Source organism: Streptomyces sp. NPDC007084, assembly GCF_040703595.1.
In the GTDB taxonomy this organism is placed as follows: Bacteria; Actinomycetota; Actinomycetes; order Streptomycetales; family Streptomycetaceae; genus Streptomyces.
Map to the genome: position 1 here is coordinate 1 of NZ_JBEYFY010000066.1, position 21,024 is coordinate 21,024.

20 protein-coding genes are annotated in these 21,024 nt (G+C 72.0%); 9 read left to right on the top strand and 11 right to left on the bottom strand.

Annotation, left to right across the window (positions count from 1 at the left end):
- The 3 genes from AB0912_RS31485 to glgB all read left to right on the top strand — a co-directional run.
- Window positions 1–426, top strand: a 426-nt coding sequence (locus AB0912_RS31485) for an alpha-glucosidase C-terminal domain-containing protein (protein ID WP_366705897.1), incomplete at its 5' end; no start/stop codon positions are given.
- A gap of 110 nt (window positions 427–536) precedes the next feature.
- Complete coding sequence (locus AB0912_RS31490) at window positions 537–1,973, top strand: phosphotransferase (protein ID WP_366705899.1); 1,437 nt, start codon at window positions 537–539, stop codon at window positions 1,971–1,973.
- A gap of 47 nt (window positions 1,974–2,020) precedes the next feature.
- Window positions 2,021–4,510: a 1,4-alpha-glucan branching enzyme gene (gene glgB / locus AB0912_RS31495; protein ID WP_366705901.1), complete on the top strand. Its 2,490-nt coding sequence runs from the start codon at window positions 2,021–2,023 to the stop codon at window positions 4,508–4,510.
- Window positions 4,511–4,580: 70 nt separating this feature from the next.
- On the opposite strand, the gene AB0912_RS31500 is transcribed toward glgB, so the two are convergent.
- From AB0912_RS31500 to AB0912_RS31515, 4 genes are all read right to left on the bottom strand, one after another.
- Window positions 4,581–5,426 carry an SDR family oxidoreductase gene (locus AB0912_RS31500; protein ID WP_366705903.1) on the bottom strand — a complete coding sequence of 282 codons (846 nt, stop codon included), beginning with the start codon at window positions 5,424–5,426 and terminating at the stop codon, window positions 4,581–4,583.
- Between the two features lie 432 nt (window positions 5,427–5,858).
- The gene (locus AB0912_RS31505; protein ID WP_366705905.1) at window positions 5,859–6,050 is read right to left on the bottom strand and encodes a DUF397 domain-containing protein; all 192 of its coding nucleotides are present in this window, start codon (window positions 6,048–6,050) and stop codon (window positions 5,859–5,861) included.
- Window positions 6,051–6,113: 63 nt separating this feature from the next.
- On the bottom strand, window positions 6,114–6,305 hold the full coding sequence (locus AB0912_RS31510; protein WP_366705907.1) for a DUF397 domain-containing protein: 192 nt from the start codon (window positions 6,303–6,305) through the stop codon (window positions 6,114–6,116).
- Window positions 6,302–7,117 carry a helix-turn-helix transcriptional regulator gene (locus AB0912_RS31515; RefSeq protein ID WP_366705909.1) on the bottom strand — a complete coding sequence of 272 codons (816 nt, stop codon included), beginning with the start codon at window positions 7,115–7,117 and terminating at the stop codon, window positions 6,302–6,304. Before AB0912_RS31515 ends, AB0912_RS31510 begins: the two co-directional genes overlap by 4 nt.
- 145 nt (window positions 7,118–7,262) lie before the next feature.
- Between AB0912_RS31515 and AB0912_RS31520 the strand changes: the two genes are divergently transcribed.
- Genes AB0912_RS31520 through AB0912_RS31530 form a run of 3 tightly spaced genes read left to right on the top strand, consistent with a single transcriptional unit; the run spans window position 7,263 to window position 8,119 of the window.
- A complete protein-coding gene (locus tag AB0912_RS31520) occupies window positions 7,263–7,520 on the top strand; it encodes a hypothetical protein (protein ID WP_366705911.1) in 258 nt (85 codons plus the stop codon).
- Window positions 7,507–7,704 (top strand): hypothetical protein, encoded by a 198-nt coding sequence (locus AB0912_RS31525; RefSeq protein ID WP_366705913.1) that lies wholly within the window; start codon window positions 7,507–7,509, stop codon window positions 7,702–7,704. Before AB0912_RS31520 ends, AB0912_RS31525 begins: the two co-directional genes overlap by 14 nt.
- A 10-nt stretch (window positions 7,705–7,714) precedes the next feature.
- Window positions 7,715–8,119, top strand: coding sequence for a hypothetical protein (locus AB0912_RS31530; protein ID WP_366705915.1), 405 nt, complete (start codon window positions 7,715–7,717; stop codon window positions 8,117–8,119).
- A gap of 73 nt (window positions 8,120–8,192) precedes the next feature.
- On the opposite strand, the gene AB0912_RS31535 is transcribed toward AB0912_RS31530, so the two are convergent.
- From AB0912_RS31535 to AB0912_RS31555, 5 genes are all read right to left on the bottom strand, one after another.
- The gene (locus tag AB0912_RS31535) at window positions 8,193–10,508 is read right to left on the bottom strand and encodes an ATP-dependent DNA helicase (RefSeq protein ID WP_366705960.1); all 2,316 of its coding nucleotides are present in this window, start codon (window positions 10,506–10,508) and stop codon (window positions 8,193–8,195) included.
- Between the two features lie 144 nt (window positions 10,509–10,652).
- A complete protein-coding gene (locus AB0912_RS31540; protein ID WP_366705917.1) occupies window positions 10,653–11,009 on the bottom strand; it encodes a thioredoxin domain-containing protein in 357 nt (118 codons plus the stop codon).
- Window positions 10,982–11,410: a MerR family transcriptional regulator gene (locus AB0912_RS31545; protein ID WP_366705919.1), complete on the bottom strand. Its 429-nt coding sequence runs from the start codon at window positions 11,408–11,410 to the stop codon at window positions 10,982–10,984. Before AB0912_RS31545 ends, AB0912_RS31540 begins: the two co-directional genes overlap by 28 nt.
- A gap of 115 nt (window positions 11,411–11,525) precedes the next feature.
- A complete protein-coding gene (locus AB0912_RS31550; RefSeq protein ID WP_366705921.1) occupies window positions 11,526–12,290 on the bottom strand; it encodes a DUF2127 domain-containing protein in 765 nt (254 codons plus the stop codon).
- A gap of 121 nt (window positions 12,291–12,411) precedes the next feature.
- Window positions 12,412–14,334 carry a DHA2 family efflux MFS transporter permease subunit gene (locus tag AB0912_RS31555; protein WP_366705923.1) on the bottom strand — a complete coding sequence of 641 codons (1,923 nt, stop codon included), beginning with the start codon at window positions 14,332–14,334 and terminating at the stop codon, window positions 12,412–12,414.
- A 210-nt stretch (window positions 14,335–14,544) separates the two neighbouring features.
- On the opposite strand from AB0912_RS31555, the gene AB0912_RS31560 reads away from it, so the two are divergent.
- On the top strand, window positions 14,545–15,162 hold the full coding sequence (locus AB0912_RS31560) for a TetR/AcrR family transcriptional regulator (RefSeq protein WP_366705925.1): 618 nt from the start codon (window positions 14,545–14,547) through the stop codon (window positions 15,160–15,162).
- Between the two features lie 583 nt (window positions 15,163–15,745).
- On the opposite strand, the gene AB0912_RS31565 is transcribed toward AB0912_RS31560, so the two are convergent.
- Complete coding sequence (locus AB0912_RS31565) at window positions 15,746–17,170, bottom strand: cation:dicarboxylase symporter family transporter (protein ID WP_366705927.1); 1,425 nt, start codon at window positions 17,168–17,170, stop codon at window positions 15,746–15,748.
- Between the two features lie 306 nt (window positions 17,171–17,476).
- Between AB0912_RS31565 and AB0912_RS31570 the strand changes: the two genes are divergently transcribed.
- Together AB0912_RS31570 and AB0912_RS31575 are read left to right on the top strand one after the other, a co-directional pair.
- The gene (locus AB0912_RS31570) at window positions 17,477–19,249 is read left to right on the top strand and encodes a sensor histidine kinase (protein WP_366705928.1); all 1,773 of its coding nucleotides are present in this window, start codon (window positions 17,477–17,479) and stop codon (window positions 19,247–19,249) included.
- The gene (locus AB0912_RS31575; RefSeq protein WP_366705930.1) at window positions 19,246–19,926 is read left to right on the top strand and encodes a response regulator; all 681 of its coding nucleotides are present in this window, start codon (window positions 19,246–19,248) and stop codon (window positions 19,924–19,926) included. Before AB0912_RS31570 ends, AB0912_RS31575 begins: the two co-directional genes overlap by 4 nt.
- 47 nt (window positions 19,927–19,973) lie before the next feature.
- Here AB0912_RS31575 and AB0912_RS31580 read toward each other — a convergent pair whose 3' ends face one another.
- Window positions 19,974–21,014 (bottom strand): NAD(P)-dependent alcohol dehydrogenase, encoded by a 1,041-nt coding sequence (locus AB0912_RS31580; RefSeq protein ID WP_366705932.1) that lies wholly within the window; start codon window positions 21,012–21,014, stop codon window positions 19,974–19,976.
- Window positions 21,015–21,024: the final 10 nt, after the last annotated feature.

Consider the following 21,024-nt stretch of genomic DNA (forward strand, 5'->3'; position numbering starts at 1 on the left):
TTCTCCTCCAGCGACCCCGGCCGCCTCTTCCTGCCCACGATCATGGACCCCGTCTACGGCTACCAGGTCACCAACGTCGAAGCGTCGATGTCCTCGCCTTCCTCGCTGCTGCACTGGACCCGCCGCATGATCGAGATCCGCAAACAGAACATGGCGTTCGGGCTCGGTTCCTACACCGAACTCCAGTCCTCCAACCCCGCCGTCATCGCCTTCCTGCGGGAGTACAAAGACGACCTGGTGCTGTGCGTGCACAACTTCTCCCGCTTCGCTCAGCCCACCGAACTCGACCTCCGCGAGTTCACCGGCCGCCACCCCGTCGAACTCATCGGCGGCGTGCGTTTCCCCGCCATCGGGGAACTGCCGTATCTGCTGACCCTCGCGGGTCACGGGTTCTACTGGTTCCGGCTGCGGACGGACGCCGTCTAGAAGCCGGGGGCGGGGCGGTTTCCGCCGCCCCGCCCGGGGCACCCATCAGGAACACCCCCGACTCGCCCGGTATCCGGGAACCCGGGCACTGGGGAAAGGACGCGACGCCCATGTCGGAAGCCGTAACCCACTCCGCCCCGGCCCCGCTCGCACGCCCCGAGTTGCTCGCGTCGCTCGATCCGCTGCTGCGGGAATGGCTGCCCCGGCAGCGCTGGTTCGCGGGCAAGGGCCGTCCGGTGACCGGGTTCTCCCTGGTGGCCGCGGTGGAACTGCTGCCGCCCACCGCCCAGTTGGGGCTGATCCATCTGCTGGTGCGCGCGCATCAGCCGCTCACCGCGGCGCACGGCGCGTCCTCGCGGCCCGGGGACTGCTACCAACTGCTGATCGGCGTACGCGAAGCCCTGCCGCCGCATCTGGCGCCGGCGCTGATCGGGCATCTGGAGGACGGTCCGCTGGCCGGCCGCACGGTGTACGAGGCGCTGTACGACGCGCGGCCTGCCGGTGTCCTGCTGGAGGCCCTGCGCACCGGGGCCCGCGTCGGCGACCTGCGCTTCGAGCGCGACCCGCGCCAGGAGATACGCGAGGACCTCGTTCCGCGCCTGGTCACGGCGGAACAGTCCAACTCCTCGATCGTGTACGGCGATACGTTCATCCTGAAGCTGCTGCGCCGGGTGGTGCCCGGCGTCAACCCGGACCTGGAACTCCCGCTGGCGCTGGCCCGTGAGGGCTGTGCCCGGGTCCCGGCGCCCGCCGCGTGGATGCTCGCGGACCTGGACACCGAGCCGTATGTGCTCGGGGTCCTCCAGCCGTTCGTGCAGGGCGCCTCGGACGGCTGGGAGCTGGCATTGCGCGAGCTGGCCAAGGGCGAGGACTTCACCGCCGAGGCCCGCGCGCTGGGGCGGGCCACCGCCGAGGTGCACACCGCGCTGGCCCGGGCGCTGCCCACGGTGACGCTGGGCCACCGCCAGATGGCGCCGCTCGTCGCCACGATGACCGAGCGGCTGGAGTCCGCCGCGCAGGCGGTGCCCGCTCTGCGGCCCTACGCGCCGGGCCTGCGCACCGCGTTCGAGGCGCTCGCGGACCTGTCCGCCGAGGGCAACACGTGGACCGCGCAGCGCATCCACGGCGATCTGCATCTCGGGCAGTGCCTGCGCTCGCCCGACGGCGAGTGGTCGCTCATCGACTTCGAGGGCGAGCCGTCCAAGCCGCTCGCCGAACGCCGGATGCCGCAGCCGCCGGCCCGTGACATCGCGGGCATGCTGCGCTCCTTCGACTACGCGGCCCACTCGCTGCCGGCGGCCACCGGCGCCGGTCCCGCCGAGGGCACCTTGGCGCGTCCGGCGTCCGGCTGGGCCGACGCCTGCCGGGCCGCGTACTGCGCCGGGTACGCCGAGGTCTCCGGAACCGACCCGCGCACGGCCCCGGTCCTGCTGCGCGCCTTCGAGACGGACAAGGCGGTGTACGAGGTCGTGTACGAGGCCCGGCACCGCCCGGACTGGCTGCCGGTTCCGCTGGCGGCGGTGCGGCGGCTGGCCGAGTCGTCCTGAACACCCCTGTGCCGTTACCCCGTTCACCTCCCGAGGAGGCCCTGCCCGTGACGCCCCGCCCCCCGTCCGACGACAGTCCGAAGAAGAACGGCGCGAAGAAGCCGGCCGCCGGCAAGAAGTCCTCCGCCACGAAGGGCTCGAAGAAAGGCGTGAGCGCCACGGCGAGGATTCCGGAGCCCGCGTTCACCGAGACGGCCCCTGTCCCGCCGGAGGCTGCTCCGGCCCCCTCGGCGGAGCCCCCGGTGGAGGAGTCGCCGGTGGCGGAACCCCTGGTGGAGGAATCCCTCACGTCGGAGCCCCCGGTGGGGGAATCCGTCGTGGCGGAGCCCCCGGTCGAGGAGTCCCCCGTGTTCGCCGGGGTCGACGCGGCCGACCGTGAGCGGCTGCTGGACGGCACGCACCACAATCCGCACGGAGTGCTGGGCGCCCACCTGATACCCGGCGGCGTCGCCTTCCGGGTGTTCCGCCCGTACGCGCTCGGGGTCACCGTCGTCACCGAGGACCTGCGGGCCCAACTCCAGGACGACGGGGGCGGGTTCTTCTCGGGCCTGCTGCCGCTGCGCGCGGTCCCGGAGGCCTACCGGCTGCACATCGCGTACGAGGACACGACGGTGGAGGCCGAGGACCCGTACCGGTTCCTGCCGACGCTCGGCGAGCTGGACCTGCATCTGATCGGTGAGGGCCGGCACGAGGAGCTGTGGAAGGCGCTCGGCGCGGAGCCGATGGAGCGGCAGGGCGTCGCCGGGACACGGTTCACGGTGTGGGCGCCGAACGCGCGGGGGGTCCGGGTCACCGGCGGCTTCAACTTCTGGGACGGCTCGGGATATCCGATGCGCTCACTGGGCGCCACCGGTGTGTGGGAGCTGTTCGTGCCCGGGGTCGGTGAGGGCGAGCTGTACAAGTTCGACATCACGCGGCCCGACGGTTCGCACACGCTGCGGGCCGACCCGATGGCCCGGCGTACCGAGGAGCCGCCCAAGACGTCCTCGGTCGTGCACGCCTCGCACCACGAGTGGCAGGACGCGGAGTGGCTGGCGAAGCGGGCGGAGCGGCCGGCCCACGAGGCGCCGCTGTCCGTCTACGAGATCCATCTCCCGTCCTGGCGGCCAGGCCTGACGTACCGTCAACTCGCGGACCAGCTCCCCGCGTACGTGGCCGACCTGGGCTTCACGCACGTCGAACTGATGCCCATAGCCGAGCATCCGTTCGGCGGCTCCTGGGGCTACCAGGTCACCGGTTTCTACGCGCCGACCGCGCGCCTGGGCACCCCCGACGACTTCAAGTACCTGGTCGACGCGCTGCACCGGGCGGGGATCGGTGTCCTGATGGACTGGGTGCCGGCCCACTTCCCGCGTGACGAATGGGCCCTGGCCCAGTTCGACGGGCGCCCGCTCTACGAGCACGCCGATCCGCAGCGGGCCGACCACCCGGACTGGGGGACCCTGGAGTTCGACTACGGACGCCGTGAGGTCCGTAACTTCCTTGTCGCCAACGCCACTTACTGGTGCGAGGAGTTCCACATCGACGGCCTGCGGGTCGACGCGGTGGCCTCCATGCTCTACCTCGACTACTCCCGTGAACCCGGCCAGTGGAGCCCGAACGAGTTCGGCGGCCGGGAGAACCTGGACGCGGTGGCGTTCCTCCAGGAGATGAACGCCACGGTCTACCGGCGCAATCCCGGTGTCGTCACCGTGGCCGAGGAGTCGACGGCCTGGGACGGCGTCACGCGGGCCACCCACCACACCGGCCCCGGCGGCTTCGGCGGGCTGGGTTTCGGGCTGAAGTGGAACATGGGCTGGATGCACGACTCGCTGGACTACATGGCCCACGAGCCCGTTCACCGCAAGTACCACCACAACGAGATGACGTTCTCGATGGTGTACGCCTACAGCGAGAACTACGTGCTGCCGATCTCGCACGACGAGGTCGTCCACGGCAAGCGGTCACTGGTCTCCAAGATGCCCGGCGACTGGTGGCAGCAGCGGGCCAACCTGCGCGCCTACCTCGCCTTCATGTGGGGCCACCCCGGCAAGCAACTCCTTTTCATGGGACAGGAGTTCGCGCAGGGGGCGGAGTGGTCCGAGGCGCACGGCCCGGACTGGTGGCTCCTCGACCCGGCGTACGGGGCCGAGGCCGATCACCGGGGTGTGCGGGACCTCGTCCGGGACCTCAACACGGTCTACCGGCAGGACCCGGCCCTGTGGGAGCGCGACACCGATCCGGCCGGGTTCGCCTGGATCACCGGTGACTCCGCCGACGACAACGTCTTCGCGTTCCTGCGGCACGCGGCCGACGGCACGCCGCTGCTCGCCGTCTCGCACTTCTCCCCCGCCGTCCGGCACGGCTACCGCCTCGGCGTCCCGGAGGACGTCCCGGCCTGGCACGAGGTCCTCAACACCGACGCCCAGCGCTACGGTGGCGGCGACGTCACCAACCCCCACCCGGTCAAACCGGAACCCACCCCGTGGCACGGCCGCCCGGCCAGCATCCAGCTCACCCTGCCACCTCTGTCGACGGTGTGGCTGCGGCCGGCCTAGACGACTCGGCCGCCGGCCGGGGGGAGGTGATGCGCATCGCCTCCCCCCTGCGGTCGGGGCCCGGGGGGGATCAGTCCTGGGCCGGGGTGGCCGGGGTGATGTCGTATGCCTTCTGTACGAGGGCGGGGCGGGTGCCGTCGTTGAGGCGGCGGTCCCACAGGGCGTCGACCTGCTCGCGGACCTGTGGCTCCGTCTCCTCGGGGAGCACGTTGCGGTAGCGCCGGTCCTCGCCGAGCAGGACCCGCACCGTGCGCTCGTAGACCGGTTCGGGGTCGTACTGCTCGTGCGGGAAGGCCAGATCGGCGTAGTCGTAGAGGCGGGCGGCGGGGTCGTCGCGCCATTCCTTCCACGTCTCGAACATGGTGTCGTTGAAGCCGGTGAGGAAGGGGCCGGGGTTGATCGTGGCCACCGTGACGCCGAACTCGGCCAGCTCCTGGTCCAGCGCGTCGGCGAACGCCTCGACCGCGTGCTTCGATCCGGCGTAGGCGCCGGTGAACGGGTCGACGGTGAGTCCGGCGACCGAGGACATGAAGACGATGCGCCCACCGCGGCGCGCGGCCATCCGGCGGGCGATGCCCTGGGTGAGCAGGACGGGCCCGAAGACGTTGACCTCGAACTGGCGGCGCAGCCGTTCCTCGGGGATGTCGGCGGTGGCGCCGCCTTCGGAGACGCCCGCGTTGTTGAGGAGGATCTCCACGTCCCAGGTCCAGGCGTTCTCCCGGTCGCCGGGGTCGGTGACGTCCAGCTTCTCGACCCGCAGGTCGACGCCCCGCGCCGCCGCCTCGGCGCGGACCGCGCTGACCTGCGCGATGATCTCCACGCCCGCGATCACCTGGTGTCCGGCCGCCGCGAGCCGCAGCGCGACCTCCTTGCCGAAGCCGCTGCCCGCTCCGGTGATGAGAATAGGTCCCGCCATCGTGGTTCGGCCCTCCTGTGCTGGGGCCCGGCGGTCCGCTGCCGCGGCACCGGGCTGGGCTGTGCCTAGCAGAGACGGTACGTCCCCGGACGTCGGGACGCCTCCCGGCGGGGGCCGGCCCGGGTCCCGCGTGACCCTTACCTGTCGGAGGCGGATGTCGGCGCCGATGACGCCGGGCCGGTCGCTGCGCTGTACGTACGGGCGCAGCAGCCCGTCGCCGTGCACGAGGAACGGGTCCTCGTCGTCACCGGGTCCCGACAGTTCAGGAAGTACAGCAGCCGTCGGGTGACGTCCGCTTGCTGCTCGCGGTCCTCGGATCGGCCACCGATGCGTTCATGCGGGGCACTTGTCGTCTCTCCCGTGGTGGCGGGCACGGAGAAAACCCCTCCGCCGGAACCTGAACCGGCAGAGGGGCTTCCCGTCGTACGGGGCCTACTTCACGGAGTCGACAAAGACCGACCAGGCGACGGGCCCGAAGCTCAACGCCAGCCCGTCCTTCGCCTTGGAATCGCGGACGGGGACAACGGGGAGCCCGTCAACGACCTCGACGCATGTGCCGCCGTTGCTTCCGCTGTAGCTCGAAGAACGCCATCCGCCCTCGGGCAGGTCGTTTGGAGAGATCATGCGAGTCCCTTCATCACGCTGGCGACCCTGAACCGGGCCGGACGGCTTCCCGTCGTACGGGGCCTACTTCACGGAGTCGACAAAGACCGACCAGGCGACGGGCCCGAAGCTCAACGCCGGCCCCTCCTTCGCCTTGGAATCGCGGACGGGGACAACGGGGAGCCCGTCAACGACCTCGACGCAGTTGCCGCCGTTGCTGCTGCTGTAGCTCGAAGAACGCCATCCGCCCTCGGGCAGGTCGTTCGCGGAGATCATTTAGGTAGTTCCTTCATGATGCGGGCAATCAGGTCGACTGATTTGCGGACAGGGAGGGCCGCTCCCAGCAGAAGATCATAGGTCCGGTTCGCCGTCTTGAGGTGACCCGGGTCTGCCAAGAGCTGACCCTGAATGAAACCGTCGACGTACACAACTGGATTACCCTTTTCGAAAGCCAGGGTGGCGAACGGGCCTTCAATCCCCGCATGACAACCCGACTCTGACTGGATCACCTGCACGACCGTGGCGGGCTGCTCGGCAGCGTCGATAATCCGCTGTAGCTGCTCCGCCATCACGTCGGCGCCTCCGATCACCCGGCGCAGGGCCGCCTCCTCCAGGATCACCCACAGCTCGGGCGGAGTCTCGCGCTCAAGGAGAGCCTGCCGCTCCATCCGAACATCAAGAAGAGTCTCAAGGTTGGGGCTGCGACTTTCGGAAAGGATCGCCCGCGCGTACGCCCTGGTCTGGAGAAGCCCCGGCACGATCATCGTCTCGTAGGAGCGGATGATCGTGGCCTGCTTCTCCAGCTCAACGAACGGCCGGAACCAGGACGGGTACGCGTACTTGATGACGAGCGGCCAAAGGCGGGCGAGGTGGCCGCCGGTGTCGAGGAACGAGTCGGCGTCGCGAGTGAAGTCGCGCGACGGCACCCGGTCGGCCGTCTCGATCTTGCTGACCAAGGCCTGGGAGGAGTGCGTCGCCTGCGCCAACTCCTTCTGCCCGACGCCCCGTTTGTTTCTGAGCCGTACCAGCTCGGACCCGAAGAACTTGAGCATCGTGTCTTCGCCGTCAAGCTCTTCCTGCGCAGCCAACGCTTCAACCCTCCGCATGACAAGGGATGTTGTCTTCTATGACAGCCCGAGATGTCGTATGACATCCACGGCTGTCCACTAGTGATCCTATCGCCAGGGAGCAAGCATGTAACTACACACAGCAACATTCGAAAGGTGCCCCCCCATGACCCCACTCGGCATCCACGACGACGACGCGGCGGTGAGGACGGAAGCCGTCGAGGTTTCTCTCGCGCTCGCCGGTGCTCTGGAGGACGCCGGGCTCCGGCTCCCCCAGTTCGCGGCGGGCGCCGGCGACGGTGACCACCTGATCCGCCTCGGCGCCTGCAACGTCCGCGTCGGCCGGGCCTTGTACCACCTCGTCCGTGACGGGCTCACCCTGCGGGCCAGGTACCCGGAGGAGTCCGTCCATGCGCAGCCCTGACGCGTCCAGCGCGTACACGCTTCTCAACACGGCTTTCCACGACGCCGGGTTGCTGCTGCCGATGCGGATCAGGCACGCCGACGGAAGGCCCGCCATCTGGATCGAGGGCATCTCGCCGGAGGCGGCCGAAGAGCTGGCGCTGACGGTCCAGGCCGGCCTGGAAGCCCGGGTGATCCGGGGGTGACGACACCACGATGACCTTCCGATGCGAAGCTCGCACCAACGTGGACCCGGCGGTCCGGGTCGCCGCGCAGCGGATCGGCAACCCGTACGCGGAGATCGAGTGGGCGACGGGGAGCCCCCTGCCCTGCCTGCTGGAGGACGAACCGCACACGGCGCACGCGGCGTTCCTGCGCAGCGGGTCGACCACCGACTTCGACTCGGACGTCTATCTGCGCTGGCGGGACGGGTCTTCGGCGCAGTGGATCGAAGAGGCCGAGGTCTGCCTGAAGGCGCCGGGACCGCTCGGCACGGGATGCACGATCTACCGGGACCATCCCGGCCGCTGCGACTGGGCGTACATCGATCCGCGGGCCGTCGCCGCGCAGGCGCAGGCCGATCAACTGGCGGCAGAGCCGAATCCCTGGTTCCGGCACTGACCGACGGTCAACTCCCCTGCCCTGACGGGCCCCCGGCGGCCGGACCGCCGGGGGACGCGCCTGTCGCCGGCGCCTACTCCAGCCCGGCACCGCGCAAAGAGGCGGGCAGGGTGCCCGTGTGGAGGATGCCGAGGGTCTGGGTGGCCCGGGTGAGGGCCACGTACAGGTCGCTCGTGCCGTAGGACGCGGGGTCGACCACCAGGACGGAGTCGAACTCCAGGCCCTTGGCCTGCCGGGGGTCGAGGAGGACGACCGTCCGGGTCAGGTCCGGCTCGCCGCCCGCCGTGACCCCGTCCAGCCGGGCGGCGAGCGCGGTGTGCAGGGCGCGTGGCGCGATCACCGCGAGCCGGCCCTCGGCGGGGGTCAGTTCGGCGACCGCCTTGGCGGCGGCGCCGGGCAGATCGTCCCCGGCGTCCCGCGCCCAGGGCCGTACGCCGGTGGAGCGGACCGAGCGGGGCGGCTCGAAGCCGGGACGCTCGGAGCGCGGCACCTCGGCGGCGACGTCCATGATCTCGGCCGGGGTGCGGTAGTTGACGCCGAGCCGGGTGTGCTCCCAGCGGTCCCGCACATACGGGGTGAGGATCTCCTCCCACGAGCCGACGCCCGCCGCCTCGGCTGTCTGCGCCGGGTCGCCGACGAGCGTCATGGAACGGGTGGGGCTGCGGCGCATCAGCAGCCGCCACGCCATCGGCGACAACTCCTGGGCCTCGTCCACGATGATGTGGCCGAACGCCCAGGTCCGGTCGGCGGCGGCCCGCTCGGCGGCGCTGCGGTGGTCGTCCTCCTCGTGCCGCTCGGCCATCCGCTCGGCGTCGATGATGTTGTGCGCGGACAGCACCTCGGAGTCCTCTTCCTCCTTGTCCTCGAACTCGTAGGTCCGCGAGGCGTAGGAGACGTCCAGGACGCCCTGGGCGTACGCGATCTGGGTTCGCCGCTCCTGGTCGGCCAGCGCGCGGGCGAGACGGTCGTCCTCGCCCAGCAGTTCGGCGGCCTCGTCGAGCAGCGGGACGTCGGCCGGGGTCCAGTCGCCGGGCCCGGTGACCGGCCGGCGGATCGCCTCGGCGTCCTCCTCGCAGACGTAGCCGGCCGGGTCGGCCAGCAGGTCCGCGACCAGTCGGCGCGGGGTCAGCCTCGGCCACAACTGGTCGATGGCCGCCCAGACTTCGGGGTTCTCGGCGAGTTCGTCGCGGATCTGGGTGATGTCGCTCGGGTCGAGCAGGTTGGTGCCGTCGAAGGGGTCCGTGCCGATGCGTTCGGCGAGCATGTCGGTGAGGGTGTTGAGGATGTGGCCCTCGAAGTGCTCGCGGGCCACGTTGTGCGGCAGGCCGGCGGCGCGGGTGCGCTCCCGGGCGACCTGGACGAGGCCCGCGTCCAGCATCAGGACGTCCCGGTCGTGCTCGATGGCGATCACCGGGTCGGGCAGCGCCTGACGGTCCCGGACCGCCCGGTCGATCACCTCGGCCATCTCGGCGCGGCCCTTCACGGCGGCGGCCTCGGGGGTGTCGGCGGCGGTCGCGTGGACGCCGGGGAAGAGTTCTCCGACGGTCGACAGGAGCACGCCGGTCTCGCCGAGCGAGGGCAGCACCTCGCCGATGTAGCCGAGGAAGGCCGGGTTGGGGCCGACGATGAGGACGGCCCGCTTGGCGAGCAGTTCCCGGTGCTCGTAGAGCAGGTAGGCGGCGCGGTGCAGGGCGACGGCCGTCTTGCCGGTGCCGGGTCCGCCCTCGACGACCATGATGCCGCGGTGCGGGGCGCGGATGATCCGGTCCTGCTCGGCCTGGATGGTCTGCACGATGTCGCTCATCCGGCCGGTGCGGGCCGAGTTGAGCGCGGCGAGCAGGACGGCGTCGCCGGTCGGGTCCTCGTGGCCGGTGCGCTCGCGGTCGCCAAGGTCGAGGATCTCGTCGTGCAGGCCGGTGACCCGGCGCCCGTCGGTGGTGATGTGCCGGCGGCGGCGCAGGCCCATCGGGGTGTGCCCGGTGGCCAGGTAGAAGGGGCGGGCGACCGGGGCCCGCCAGTCGATGAGGATCGGGGTGTGCTCGGTGTCGTCGGCGCGGACGCCGATCCGGCCGATGTGGTGGGTGACCGCGGGGGTGGCCGCGCCCTGCTCCGGGGTCAGGTCGATCCGGCCGAAGCAGAGCGAGCCGTCCACGGCGTTCAGCGCGGCGAGCAGCCCCGAGCGTTCGGCGACCAGGACGTCCCGTTCGAGGCGGGCCTGCATGGGCGTGTTGCCCTGGGCGAGGGCGTCCTCGACGGAGGCCTCGGTCACCCCGCGCAGGGCGTCCACGCGCGCGTAGAGCCCGTCGATGAATTCCTGCTCATGCCGCAGTTCATCGTCGGGGAATTCTGTGTGTGAGCCCTTGTTTGACAATTCCGCTCCCGCCCGGATATACTGTGCTCAGTGAACTTCTCCGCGTCTCGACAATTCGAAGTCGCGAATCGTTGAATATACGCGAAGAAATCCCCCGGGCGCAATTGCCCGGGGGATTTCTTGTGTCCGCGTCCGTGACGCGCGCGGGGTGCGCCGACGCCATCAGAGCACGTCGGAGACCTCCTGGAGCAGCCGCCGCTTCGGCCGCGCCCCCACCATCGACTTCACCGGCGCACCGTCGCGGAACACCAGGAACGTCGGCATCGACAGCACCCCGTAGGCGAGTGTCGTCTCCGGATTGGTGTCCACGTCGAGCTGGACGACACGGAACCGGTCGGCCTCCTCGAAAGCCAGCTCGCTCAGCACCGGCCCCATCTGCCGGCACGGCGCGCACCAGCCGGCGGTGAACTCCACCAGGACCGGAAGATCCGCGCCGATCACCTCCGCCGCGAAGTCCGCGTCCGTCACCTCGGTCACGCCTGCCGCCTTGATCACCGCGTCCGCCCTCCCAGTTCGCATACGGGTTCCGGGCCGCCCGGAACCTCCGCGTCGGCCGCCAGCTCGTCACGGGCCCGCTCGGCCCGGGCGAGCTGCTCACCGACCTGCGCGCGCACCGACCGCAACTCGCCGATCAGCGCGTCGAGTTCGCCGAGCTTGCGGCGGTAGACCTCCAGGGAGGCGGGGCACGCGTCGCCCTCGGGGTGCCCGGCCCGCAGACACTCCACGAAGGGCCGCGTCTCCTCCAGGTCGAACCCGAAGTCCTGGAGCGTCCTGATCTGCCGCAGCAGCCTCAGGTCGTCCTCGCCGTACGTCCGGTACCCGTTCTCGCCGCGCCGCGCGGGCAGCAGCCCCCGCGACTCGTAGTAGCGCAGGGTCCGGGTGGTCGTCCCGGCCCGCGCCGCCAGCTCGCCGATTCGCATGCCCCGACGGTAATCCTTGACGCCGACGTCAAGGCAAGGGCGGCTGCCGGGGGTCCGCGTCGGGGGTCCGCCGGGGCCGGGAGGGCTCAGGGGACGCCGGTCCGCGAGACCGGGGTCAGACCATGACCCCGGCCGATTCCTCGACCTCCAGGAGCGAGGCGCTCCGCCGCTCCGCCTCGAACGCCCGGTGTCCGCCGCGCAGCCCGAACAGCCGCTTGGCCAGGGCGATGTAGAGCACCGCGAGGATGTTCAGGACCAGGGTGGCGATCTTCAACGCGCTGACGTGCTCGGTGAGTTCGTAGATCTCCAGCGGGAGGAAGGCCGCGGTGGCGACGACGGTCAGGTACTCCGCCCAGCGCTTGGCGTACCAGAGGCCGACCGCCTCGACGATCTCGATCAGCGCGTACAGCAGCAGCAGCGCCGCCACCAGCACCAGCGTGGAGTGCTTGTAGCCGAACGTCTTCTGGATCGTGCCGACCACCGGCGAGTGGTCGAGGTCGTAGTGGAAGTGCCGGAAGACGGGCCGGAGTACGTCGAGGTACTCGTCGAAGAGGCGGCGGACCGCGTCCTGGCTGTTGCTGAACTTCCACACCGCCACGGCGACCAGCACGATGAACACGCCGCGCACGGCCCGCTCGACCGCCAGGAAGCGCAGGATGAACAGGTCGCGCAGCACCTTGCCGCGCGGCACCAGCGGCGCCTCGGCGGCGGGGCCGAAGCCGTGCGGGTCGCCGAGCGCGAAGTCGCCGCAGCGCAGGCAGCGCCAGGCCTCGCCGAGTCCCGTCTCGGCCCGCAGCCGCTCCCGCAGCGCCGCCTCGTCGGGCGCGTACGTCACATGACCGCGCCGCGCACAGGTACGCCGGTCCCAGTCGATCTTCATCCTCGGTGTCCTCCGCAGAACGTGCAGAACGTGCTGTGCCGTGCCGGTGGGTCCGGCACGGCACGGTAGTGCACGGTGTACGAGACGGCGGCCCGGGGGCGATGGTTCCGGGCCGCCCCGATCAGCGGGCGGAACGCCCGGCCGGGGCGGACTTCTCCGGGGACTCGGCGGGGGCGGCCGAGGCGGACTTCTCCGGCGCCTCGACGGGAGCAGCGTCGGCGGTGGGAGCACCGTCGGCGGTGGGAGCAGCGCCTTCGGCGGTGGGGGCGGCGCCTTCGGGGGTGGGAGCGGCGCCCTCGGCGGTGGGAGCGGCGCCCTCGGCGGTGGGAGCGGCGCCCTCGGCGGTGGAGTCGCCGTCAGTGGTGGAATCAGCCTCACCGGCGGAGCCCGCACCGGTCTCCGCGCCCGACCCGGCATCGGCCCCCGGGCGCTCCCGGCGGGGCAGCAGGACCGCCACCAGGACCGTGCCGACGCCGAGGATCACCGCGCCGACCAGGCTGGTGTGGGCCACCGCGTCCGCGAAGGACGAGCCGACCGCATCGGTCATCCGCCGTGCGCCGGAGGCGAGTTGGCCGGCCTGCTCCTTGAGCTGGGCGGCCTGGCCCGCGTCCGCCGTGTGGGCGGCCTGCTCACCGAGCTGCCTGGCCTTGTCGCCGATGCCCTGGGCGACGGCGTACCCGGCGCCCACCGAGTCCTGGGCGGTGGCCAGCGCGTCGGCCGGCAGCTTGCTGCCCGCCGTGGCGTCCGTGAGGTGCGAGGAGTACGAGCCCGCGAGCACCGAGCCGAGGATGGCGATGCCGAGCGAGCCGCCGAGTTCCAGCGAGGTGTCGTTGACCGCGCCGCCGACGCCGAGTTCGGCCTCCGGGAACGCGCCCATGATGGCGTCCGTGCAGGGCGACAGGGCCAGCCCGATGGCGAGGCCGAGGATGACGAGCGGCAGCACGAAGTCGCCGTACGAGGAACCGGCGTCGACCCGGGTGAGCAGCGCGAGGGCCGCCGTGCCGCCGACCATGCCCGCGGTCACGGTGATCCGCATGCCGACGCGCGGGGTGAGGTAGCCGGTGAGCGCCGAGCCCACGAAGACGGCTCCGGCCAGCGGCAGCATCCGTACGCCGGTGTCCAGGGCGTCGTAGCCGAGGACGAACTGGAGGTGCTGGGTGAGGTAGTAGAAAGCGCCGAAGACGGCCAGGAAGAAGAGCGCGACGGCGAGGTTCGAGCCGGCGAACCGGCGCTGCGTGAAGCGGCGTACGTCGATGACCGGGCGCGGGTGGCGCAGCTCCCACACGACGAACAGCAGCAGGCCGGCGCCGGCGACCACGGCGGCGGTCACGGCCTTCACGCCCCAGCCGAAGTGCGGGCCCTCGATGATCATGTAGACCAGGGAGCCGATCCAGACCACGGAGAGCAGGCCGCCGACGTAGTCGATGCGGTGGCGGTGCGCGGCCCGGGACGGCGGGACGAGGACCAGGGCGCCGACGATGGCGAGGACGGCGATCGGCACGTTGATCAGGAACGTGGACGACCAGCCGTGGCGCTCCAGGAGCGCGCCGGCGACCAGCGGTCCGGCGGCGATGGCGAGCCCGGCGGTGGCCGTCCACAGCACGATCGCCTTGGCCCGCTCGGCGCGCGGGAAGGTCGCCGCGAGCAGGGAGAGCGTCGCGGGCATGATCAGTGCGGCGCCGACGCCCATGACGGCGCGGGCCGCGATGACCCCTGTCGAGCTGTCCACGAGCGATCCGGCGACCGCGCCGCCGCCGAAGACGACGAGCCCGAGGATGAGCGCGCCGCGGCGGCTGTACTTGTCGCCGATCGCGCCGAGCAGCAGCATCAGCGCGGCGTACGGCACGGTGTAGCCGTCGATGACCCATTGCAGGTCGGCGCTGGACAGGCCCAGGTCCTGGGTCATGTCGGGGGCCGCGACGGTGAGGGCGGTGTTCGCCATCACGATGATCAGCAGGCTCAGGCAGAGCACCAGCAGCGCCCACCAGCGCCGGGCATAGGGCCGGTCCATCTTCTCGACCGGTTCGTTCATGACGAGACGCACGGCTACGGTCGCCTTCCTCCATCGTCCGGGCGGGGTCCGTCGTCCGGCGCGGGGATCGGCCCGTACCGGGACTCCCCTCACCGGGGGACTTGCACAGTGGCGTGCAATTACACAACCATGTGCAATGTACGAGCTTGCACAGCGCTGCGCAAATCAGGAGGTGGAGGGATGCCGACCGCAGGACGAGGGGGCGCCCGGGGGCCGGGCAGAATGGCAGCCATGACCACGGGTAACCCGAGCCGCGCCGATGTGAACCGCCGCCGCATCCTCGATGTCGCGCTGGCGGAGCTGCTGCGCGACCCCGACGCGTCCATGGACCAGATCGCCAGGGCGGCGGGCGTCGTACGGCGCACGGTGTACGGGCACTTCCCCAGCCGGGAGGCGCTGGTCGGCACGCTGACCGACGAGGCGGTGGTGGCCGTGGCGGCGGCGCACGCGGCGGGCCGCGAGGGGGTGGCGGACCCGGCGGAGTCACTGGCCCGCTCGACGCTCGCCGTCTGGGAGATCGCCGACCGCTACCGGCTGCTGGTCGCGCTCGCCCAGCGCAGCGTCACCATGCAGGGCATCCGCGAGCGGCTCACGCCGGTCCGCGAGGACTGCGCGGAGATCCTCCGGCGCGGCCTGGAACAGGGCGTTTTCGCCTCCCCGCTGCCGCCGGCCGCGCTGGCGTATGTGCACGAGCAGACGCTGTTCGCGCTGATGGAGGCGGTGAACGACGGGCTGCTGGCAGCGCGGGAGGCGGGCCGTTCCGCCGCGGCCACGATCCTGGCCACGGCGGGCGTACCCGCCTCACGCGCCACCGAACTGGTGGCGCGGCTGAGCGCGTGAGCACTGCCGGGCGCGTCAGCGCGGCCGGGCGCGTGAGCGCACCTGAGCCGCCGTGTTGCCGAGCTGCTGAGCTGCTGAGCCGCTGAGCGGCTGAACGGGCCCGGGGGTCAGGGTCCCGGCCCGTCCGCCGCCCGGCAGAACCGGACGGCCGGGCCCGCGGGGGATGCGGCCCGACCGTCCGGGTTTGGGCGGACCGGTGGTGCCGGTCCCGGTGGGGGTCAGGGTGGTGCCGGTCTCCGGGGAAACCGGACGGCCGGGCCTGCGGGGGGATGCGGCCCGACCGTCCGGGGTTCGAGGAGGGCCGGCGGGTGCCGGTCCCCGTGGGGGGGTTGGGGCAGGGTGGTGACGGTTTCGGTGAGAACCGGACGGCCGGACCCGCGGGGGGGGGGGTGTGGCCCGACCGTCCGGGGCTTGGGTGGACCGGCGGATGCCTGTCCTGGGGGCGCCTGTCCTTGAGGACCGGGGACCGGCGGGTGGCTGTCCCGGCGGGGCGGGGTCCGCCGGGGTGGGCTGGGTGGCCGCTCAGGTGATGTGAACCTCGGCCGGTTGCCAGGCCGCGCCAAGGGCCACACCCGGCCAGCCGCTACGCCTTGGTCAGCTCCTTCTCGCCGCCCTGTTCCGGTACGTCCGTCCCCGCGCCGGGGGCGCCCTCGGTGGCCGGGGTGGAGTCGTCGAGCAGGGTCGTCTCGTCGAAGGGCAGCCGGCCGGCGAGGACCTCGGCGACCCGCTCCTTGTCGATCTCGTTCGTCCAGGTGCCGATCAGGACCGTCGCCACGGCGTTGCCCGCGAAGTTGGTCAGCGCGCGTGCCTCGCTCATGAAGCGGTCGATGCCGACGATCAGGCCGACCCCGTCCACCAGCGCGGGCTTGTGCGACTGGAGGCCGCCGGCCAGCGTGGCGAGGCCCGCGCCGCTGACGCCCGCGGCGCCCTTGGAGGCGACGAGCAGGAAGAGCAGCAGCGGGATCTGCTCACCGACCGACATCGGCGTGCCCATCGCGTCGGCGATGTACAGCGACGCCATCGTCATGTAGATCATCGTGCCGTCGAGGTTGAAGGAGTACCCGGTCGGGACGGTGATGCCGACGACCGGCTTGCCCACGCCGAGGTGCTCCAGCTTGGCGATGAGCCTCGGCAGGGCGGACTCGGAGGAGGACGTGGACAGGATCAGCAGGAACTCCCGGCCCAGGTACTTCAAGAACGTGAAGATGTTCAGGCCCGTCACCACGCGCAGCACCGCGCCGAGCACGACGAACACGAAGAGGAGGCAGGTGACGTAGAAGCCGAGCATCAGCACGGCGAGGCTCTTCAGCGCGTCCACGCCGGCGGAGCCGGTGACGGCGGCGATGGCACCGAACGCGCCGAGCGGGGCCGCCCACATGACCATCGCGAGGATACGGAAGACGAGCCGCTGGATGTGCTCGATGCCGCGCAGGACGGGCTGCCCGGCCGACCCCATGGCCTGGAGCGCGAAGCCGGTGAGGAGCGCGACGAGCAGGGTCTGAAGGACCTGGCCCTCGGTGAACGCCGAGACCATGGTGGTCGGGATGATCGAGAGCACGAAGTCGACCGGCGGAAGCGCCTCCGCCGACACCTGGCCCTGGCCGGCGTGCTTGACCGCGTCGGTCACCGCGAGGCTGCTGCCCGGCTCCAGGATGTTGCCGACGACCAGGCCGATGGCCAGCGCGACCAGCGACATCACCAGGAAGTAGCCGAGCGCGATCCCGCCGACGGCGCCGACCTTGGCGGCCTTGCGGACCGAGCCGATGCCGAGCACGATCGTGCAGAAGATGATCGGCGAGATCATCATCTTGATGAGGTTCACGAACCCGGTGCCGATGGGCTTGAGTTCGACCGCGAAGTCGGGGGCGATCAGGCCCACGGCGATACCGAGGATCACGGCGCCGATCACGGCGAGGTACAGGTAGTGCGTACGGTCCCGTCTGGCGGCGGGTGCGGCAGGTGCCGTCTGCGGTGTACTGGCCACGGCTGCCCTCCTTGACGACGTCATCGGCATCATCCGGCGTGCGGCTCACGTCCGGCGGTACCCGGCGTGCGGCTCACGTCCGGGGTCCGGGAGGCGTGGACTCCCGGGGGGATGAGGGGACTATCTCCCGGCGTGTGAGCCCGGTCACCCTTCCGTTCATTGAGTTCACGCCGGGGAGTTCACGCCGGGGAGGTCGGGTCCGGCGCGGTCGGGTCCGGGGAGGTCGCGTCCGGCGCGGTCGGGTCCGGGAAGGTCGGGTTCGGCGCGGTCGGATCCGGGGGCTCCTCCCGACCGGTGGAGCACCGGGTGCGGCGAGGCACACTGAACGGCATGCGTCTTCCCCGCGTCCCGCGACCCCGCAGCCTCGCCGGGCAGCTCTTCGGCATGCAGGCCGTGCTGATCGCGGTCCTGGTCGCCGGGTACGCGCTGTTCACCTACGTCAGCGACCGCAGCCAGGCCGAGGAGGCGGCGGGCCGGCAGGTGATGGCGGTCGCCCGGTCCGTCGCGGACGCGCCCTCGGTCCACCAGGCCATCGGCAGCGCCCACCCCACCGAGCGCCTCCAGCCGTACGCGCTCCAGGTGCAGCGGGACACCGAGGTCGACTTCGTCACGATCATGGACCCGCACGGCATCCGCTGGACCCATCCCGACGAGTCGCTGATAGGCCGGCACTTCCTCGGTCACACCGGCCCCGCCCTCGCGGGCCGTTCCTTCACCGAGACCTACACCGGCAGCCTCGGCCCCTCGGTCCGCGCGGTCACCCCGATCCGGGTGGACGGCCGGACCATCGGCCTGGTCAGCGCGGGCATCAAGGTCGAGGCGATCACCCAGCGCGTCCAGGACCAGGTCACGGCGCTGCTCGGGGTCGCGGCGGGCGCGCTGCTGCTCGGCGGCATCGGCACGTATGTCATCAACGCCCGGCTGCGCCGCTCCACCCACGGGATGAACGCGGCCGAGCTGAGCCGTATGCACGACTACCACCAGGCCGCGCTGCACGCGGTGCGCGAGGGGCTGCTGATGCTGGACGGGCAGTTCAGGGTGGCCCTGATGAACGACGGCGGCCGGGAGCTGCTCGGTGTCACGGACGAGGTGGTGGGCCGGTCGGTCGCCGATCTCGGGCTGCCCGCGCCGCTGACGGGGGCGCTGCTGTCGGCGGAGTCCCGGGTGGACGAGGTCCATCTGACGGACACGCGGGTCCTCGTGGTGAACACCTCGCCGGTGTCCGGCGGCGAACGCCGGGGCAGCGTGGTCACCCTGCGGGATGTGACCGAACTCCAGTCTTTGACCGGCGAGTTGGACTCGGAGCGCGGGTTCACACAGGCGTTGCGCTCGCAGGCGCACGAGGCGGCGAACCGACTGCACACGATGGTGTCGCTGATCGAACTGGGCCGCGCCGAGGAGGCCGTCGACTTCGCCACCGCGGAACTGGAGCTGGCGCAGGCCCTGACCGACGAGGTGATCTCCGCGGTCAGCGAGCCGGTCCTCGCCGCGCTGCTGCTGGGCAAGGCGGCGCAGGCGAACGAGCGCGGGGTGGAGCTGGTGGTCTCCGAGGACAGCGGTATCGACGACGGACTGCTTCCGGCGTCGCTCCCGGCGCGCGATCTGGTGACCGTGCTCGGCAATCTGATCGACAACGCGGTGGACGCGGCGCAGGGCACCACCCGGGCGCGGGTCACGGTGACGGCGTTCACGGACGAGGGGGTGCTCGTGCTGCGGGTGGCCGACACCGGGTCGGGGGTGGACCCCGCCCACGCCGAACAGGTCTTCCAGCGCGGCTGGTCCACGAAACCGGCGGGCCCGTCGGGCCGTGGTCTCGGTCTCGCCCTGGTCCGCCAGACGGTGAGCCGCCACGAGGGCACCCTCACGGTCCGAGAGGCGCCCGGCGGCGGAGCGGAGTTCGAGGCCCGCCTCCCGCTCCCGGGCCGGGCGGGCGGGGAGGACGAGGAACGGCGACCGGCCCCCGGCGGAGCCGTCGTGCCGCGCCGTCCCACGGACTTCGTCGCACCTCGCCGGCCCACGGACTCCGCTGTACCGCGCCGGCCCGCGGACTCCGTCCGGTCCGGCGCGCCCGACCGGCCCGTACCTTCCGGAGGCGACATATGACCGATCCGATCCGGGTGCTCGTGGTCGAGGACGATCCCGTGGCCGCCGACGCGCATGTCATGTACGTGGGGCGGGTGCCGGGGTTCACGGCGGTCGGCACGGCGCACACGGGGGCGGAGGCGCGCCGCGCGCTGGACCGTACGCCGGTGGACCTGCTGCTGCTCGACCTCCATCTGCCGGACGGGCACGGCCTCCAGCTCGCCCGCTCACTGCGGGCCGCCGGGTACCGCGCGGACGTGATAGCGGTGACGTCCGCACGCGATCTGGCGGTCGTCCGGGAGGGTGTGTCGCTCGGGGTCGTGCAGTACGTGCTGAAGCCGTTCACCTTCGCGACCCTGCGCGACCGGCTCGTGCGGTACGCGGAGTTCCGCGCGGCGGCCGGTGAGGCGAGCGGCCAGGACGAGGTGGACCGCGCGCTGGCCGCGCTGCGGGCGCCGTCGCCGGCCGCGCTGCCCAAGGGGCTGAGCGCGCCGACCCTGGAACGCGTGACCGTGACCCTGCGGGACCGACCCGACGGCCTGACGGCGGCCAAGGTCGCCGAGGCGGTCGGCATCTCCCGGATCACGGCCCGCCGCTACTTGGAACACCTGGTCGAGACCGCCCAGGCGGCCCGCGCCCCGCAGTACGGGACCGTGGGCCGCCCGGAGTTGCAGTACCGGTGGGTGAAGAGGGACTGAGCGCCGGGCCCCTGTCCCCCGCGAGTCCGGCCCCCGGCCGGGCCCCGTCAGCCGTTCGGGACGATGACGGCGCGGCCGTTGATCTTGCCCGCGTGCAGGCGCTCGTAGGCGAGGGGCGCCTCGTCGAGGGAGTACGTCTCGGTGTGGACGGAGACCGCGTCGGCGCGGGCGAGGTCGAGGACCTCGATCAGTTCGCCCCGGCTGCCCCAGTAGGGGGCGGTGACGGCGACCTCGAAGGGCAGGGAGCCGAAGCCGACCGGCAGGGCGCCGCCGCCGATGCCGACAATGGCGATGTCGCCCTCCACGGCGGCGACGGCCCCGGCGGTCCGGACGGTCGGCTCGGCCCCGACGAAGTCGAACACGGCCTGCGCGCCGAGCCCGCCGGTGAGTTCGCGGACCCTGGCGGCGGCCCCGGCGTCGGAGAGCACGGCCTCGTGGGCGCCCACCGTGCGGGCGAGCGCGAGCTTGTCCTCGCTGACGTCGAGGGCGATCACCCGGGCGGGCGTCAGGGCGCGCAGCAACTGGATGGCGACGTGCCCGAGACCGCCGGTGCCGATGACGACGGCGGCCGAACCGGGCGTCAGCTTCGGCAGGGACCGCTTGATCGCGTGGTAGGGGGTGAGACCCGCGTCGGTGAGGGGGACGGCCGCGACCGGGTCGAGGCCGCCGAGCGGTACGAGGTGACGGGGGTCGTCCACGAGGAGGTACTCGGCGATCGCGCCGGGGGCCCCGAGGCCCGGCGGCCGGATGCCCAGCTCGTCGGCGCGCAGGCAGTAGTTCTCCTTGCCCTCCGCGCACTTGGCGCAGCTCCCGCAGCCCCACGGCCCGTACACGGCCACCGCGTCGCCCACCGCGACCCCGCGCACCCCGTCACCGAGGGCGGCGACCGTGCCGGCGCCCTCGTGGCCGAGGGTCAGCGGCAGCGCGTACGGGAAGCTGTCGGCGGGCCAACTCATCACCGCGATGTCCGAGTGGCAGACACCGGCGGCCGTGACCTTCAACAGGACCTGTCCCGGGCCGGGTTCGGGGTCGGGGACGGTGACCACCTCGGGGGCGGCGCCGATAGCGCGGTACTGGAGTGCCTTCATGGTGTTTTCG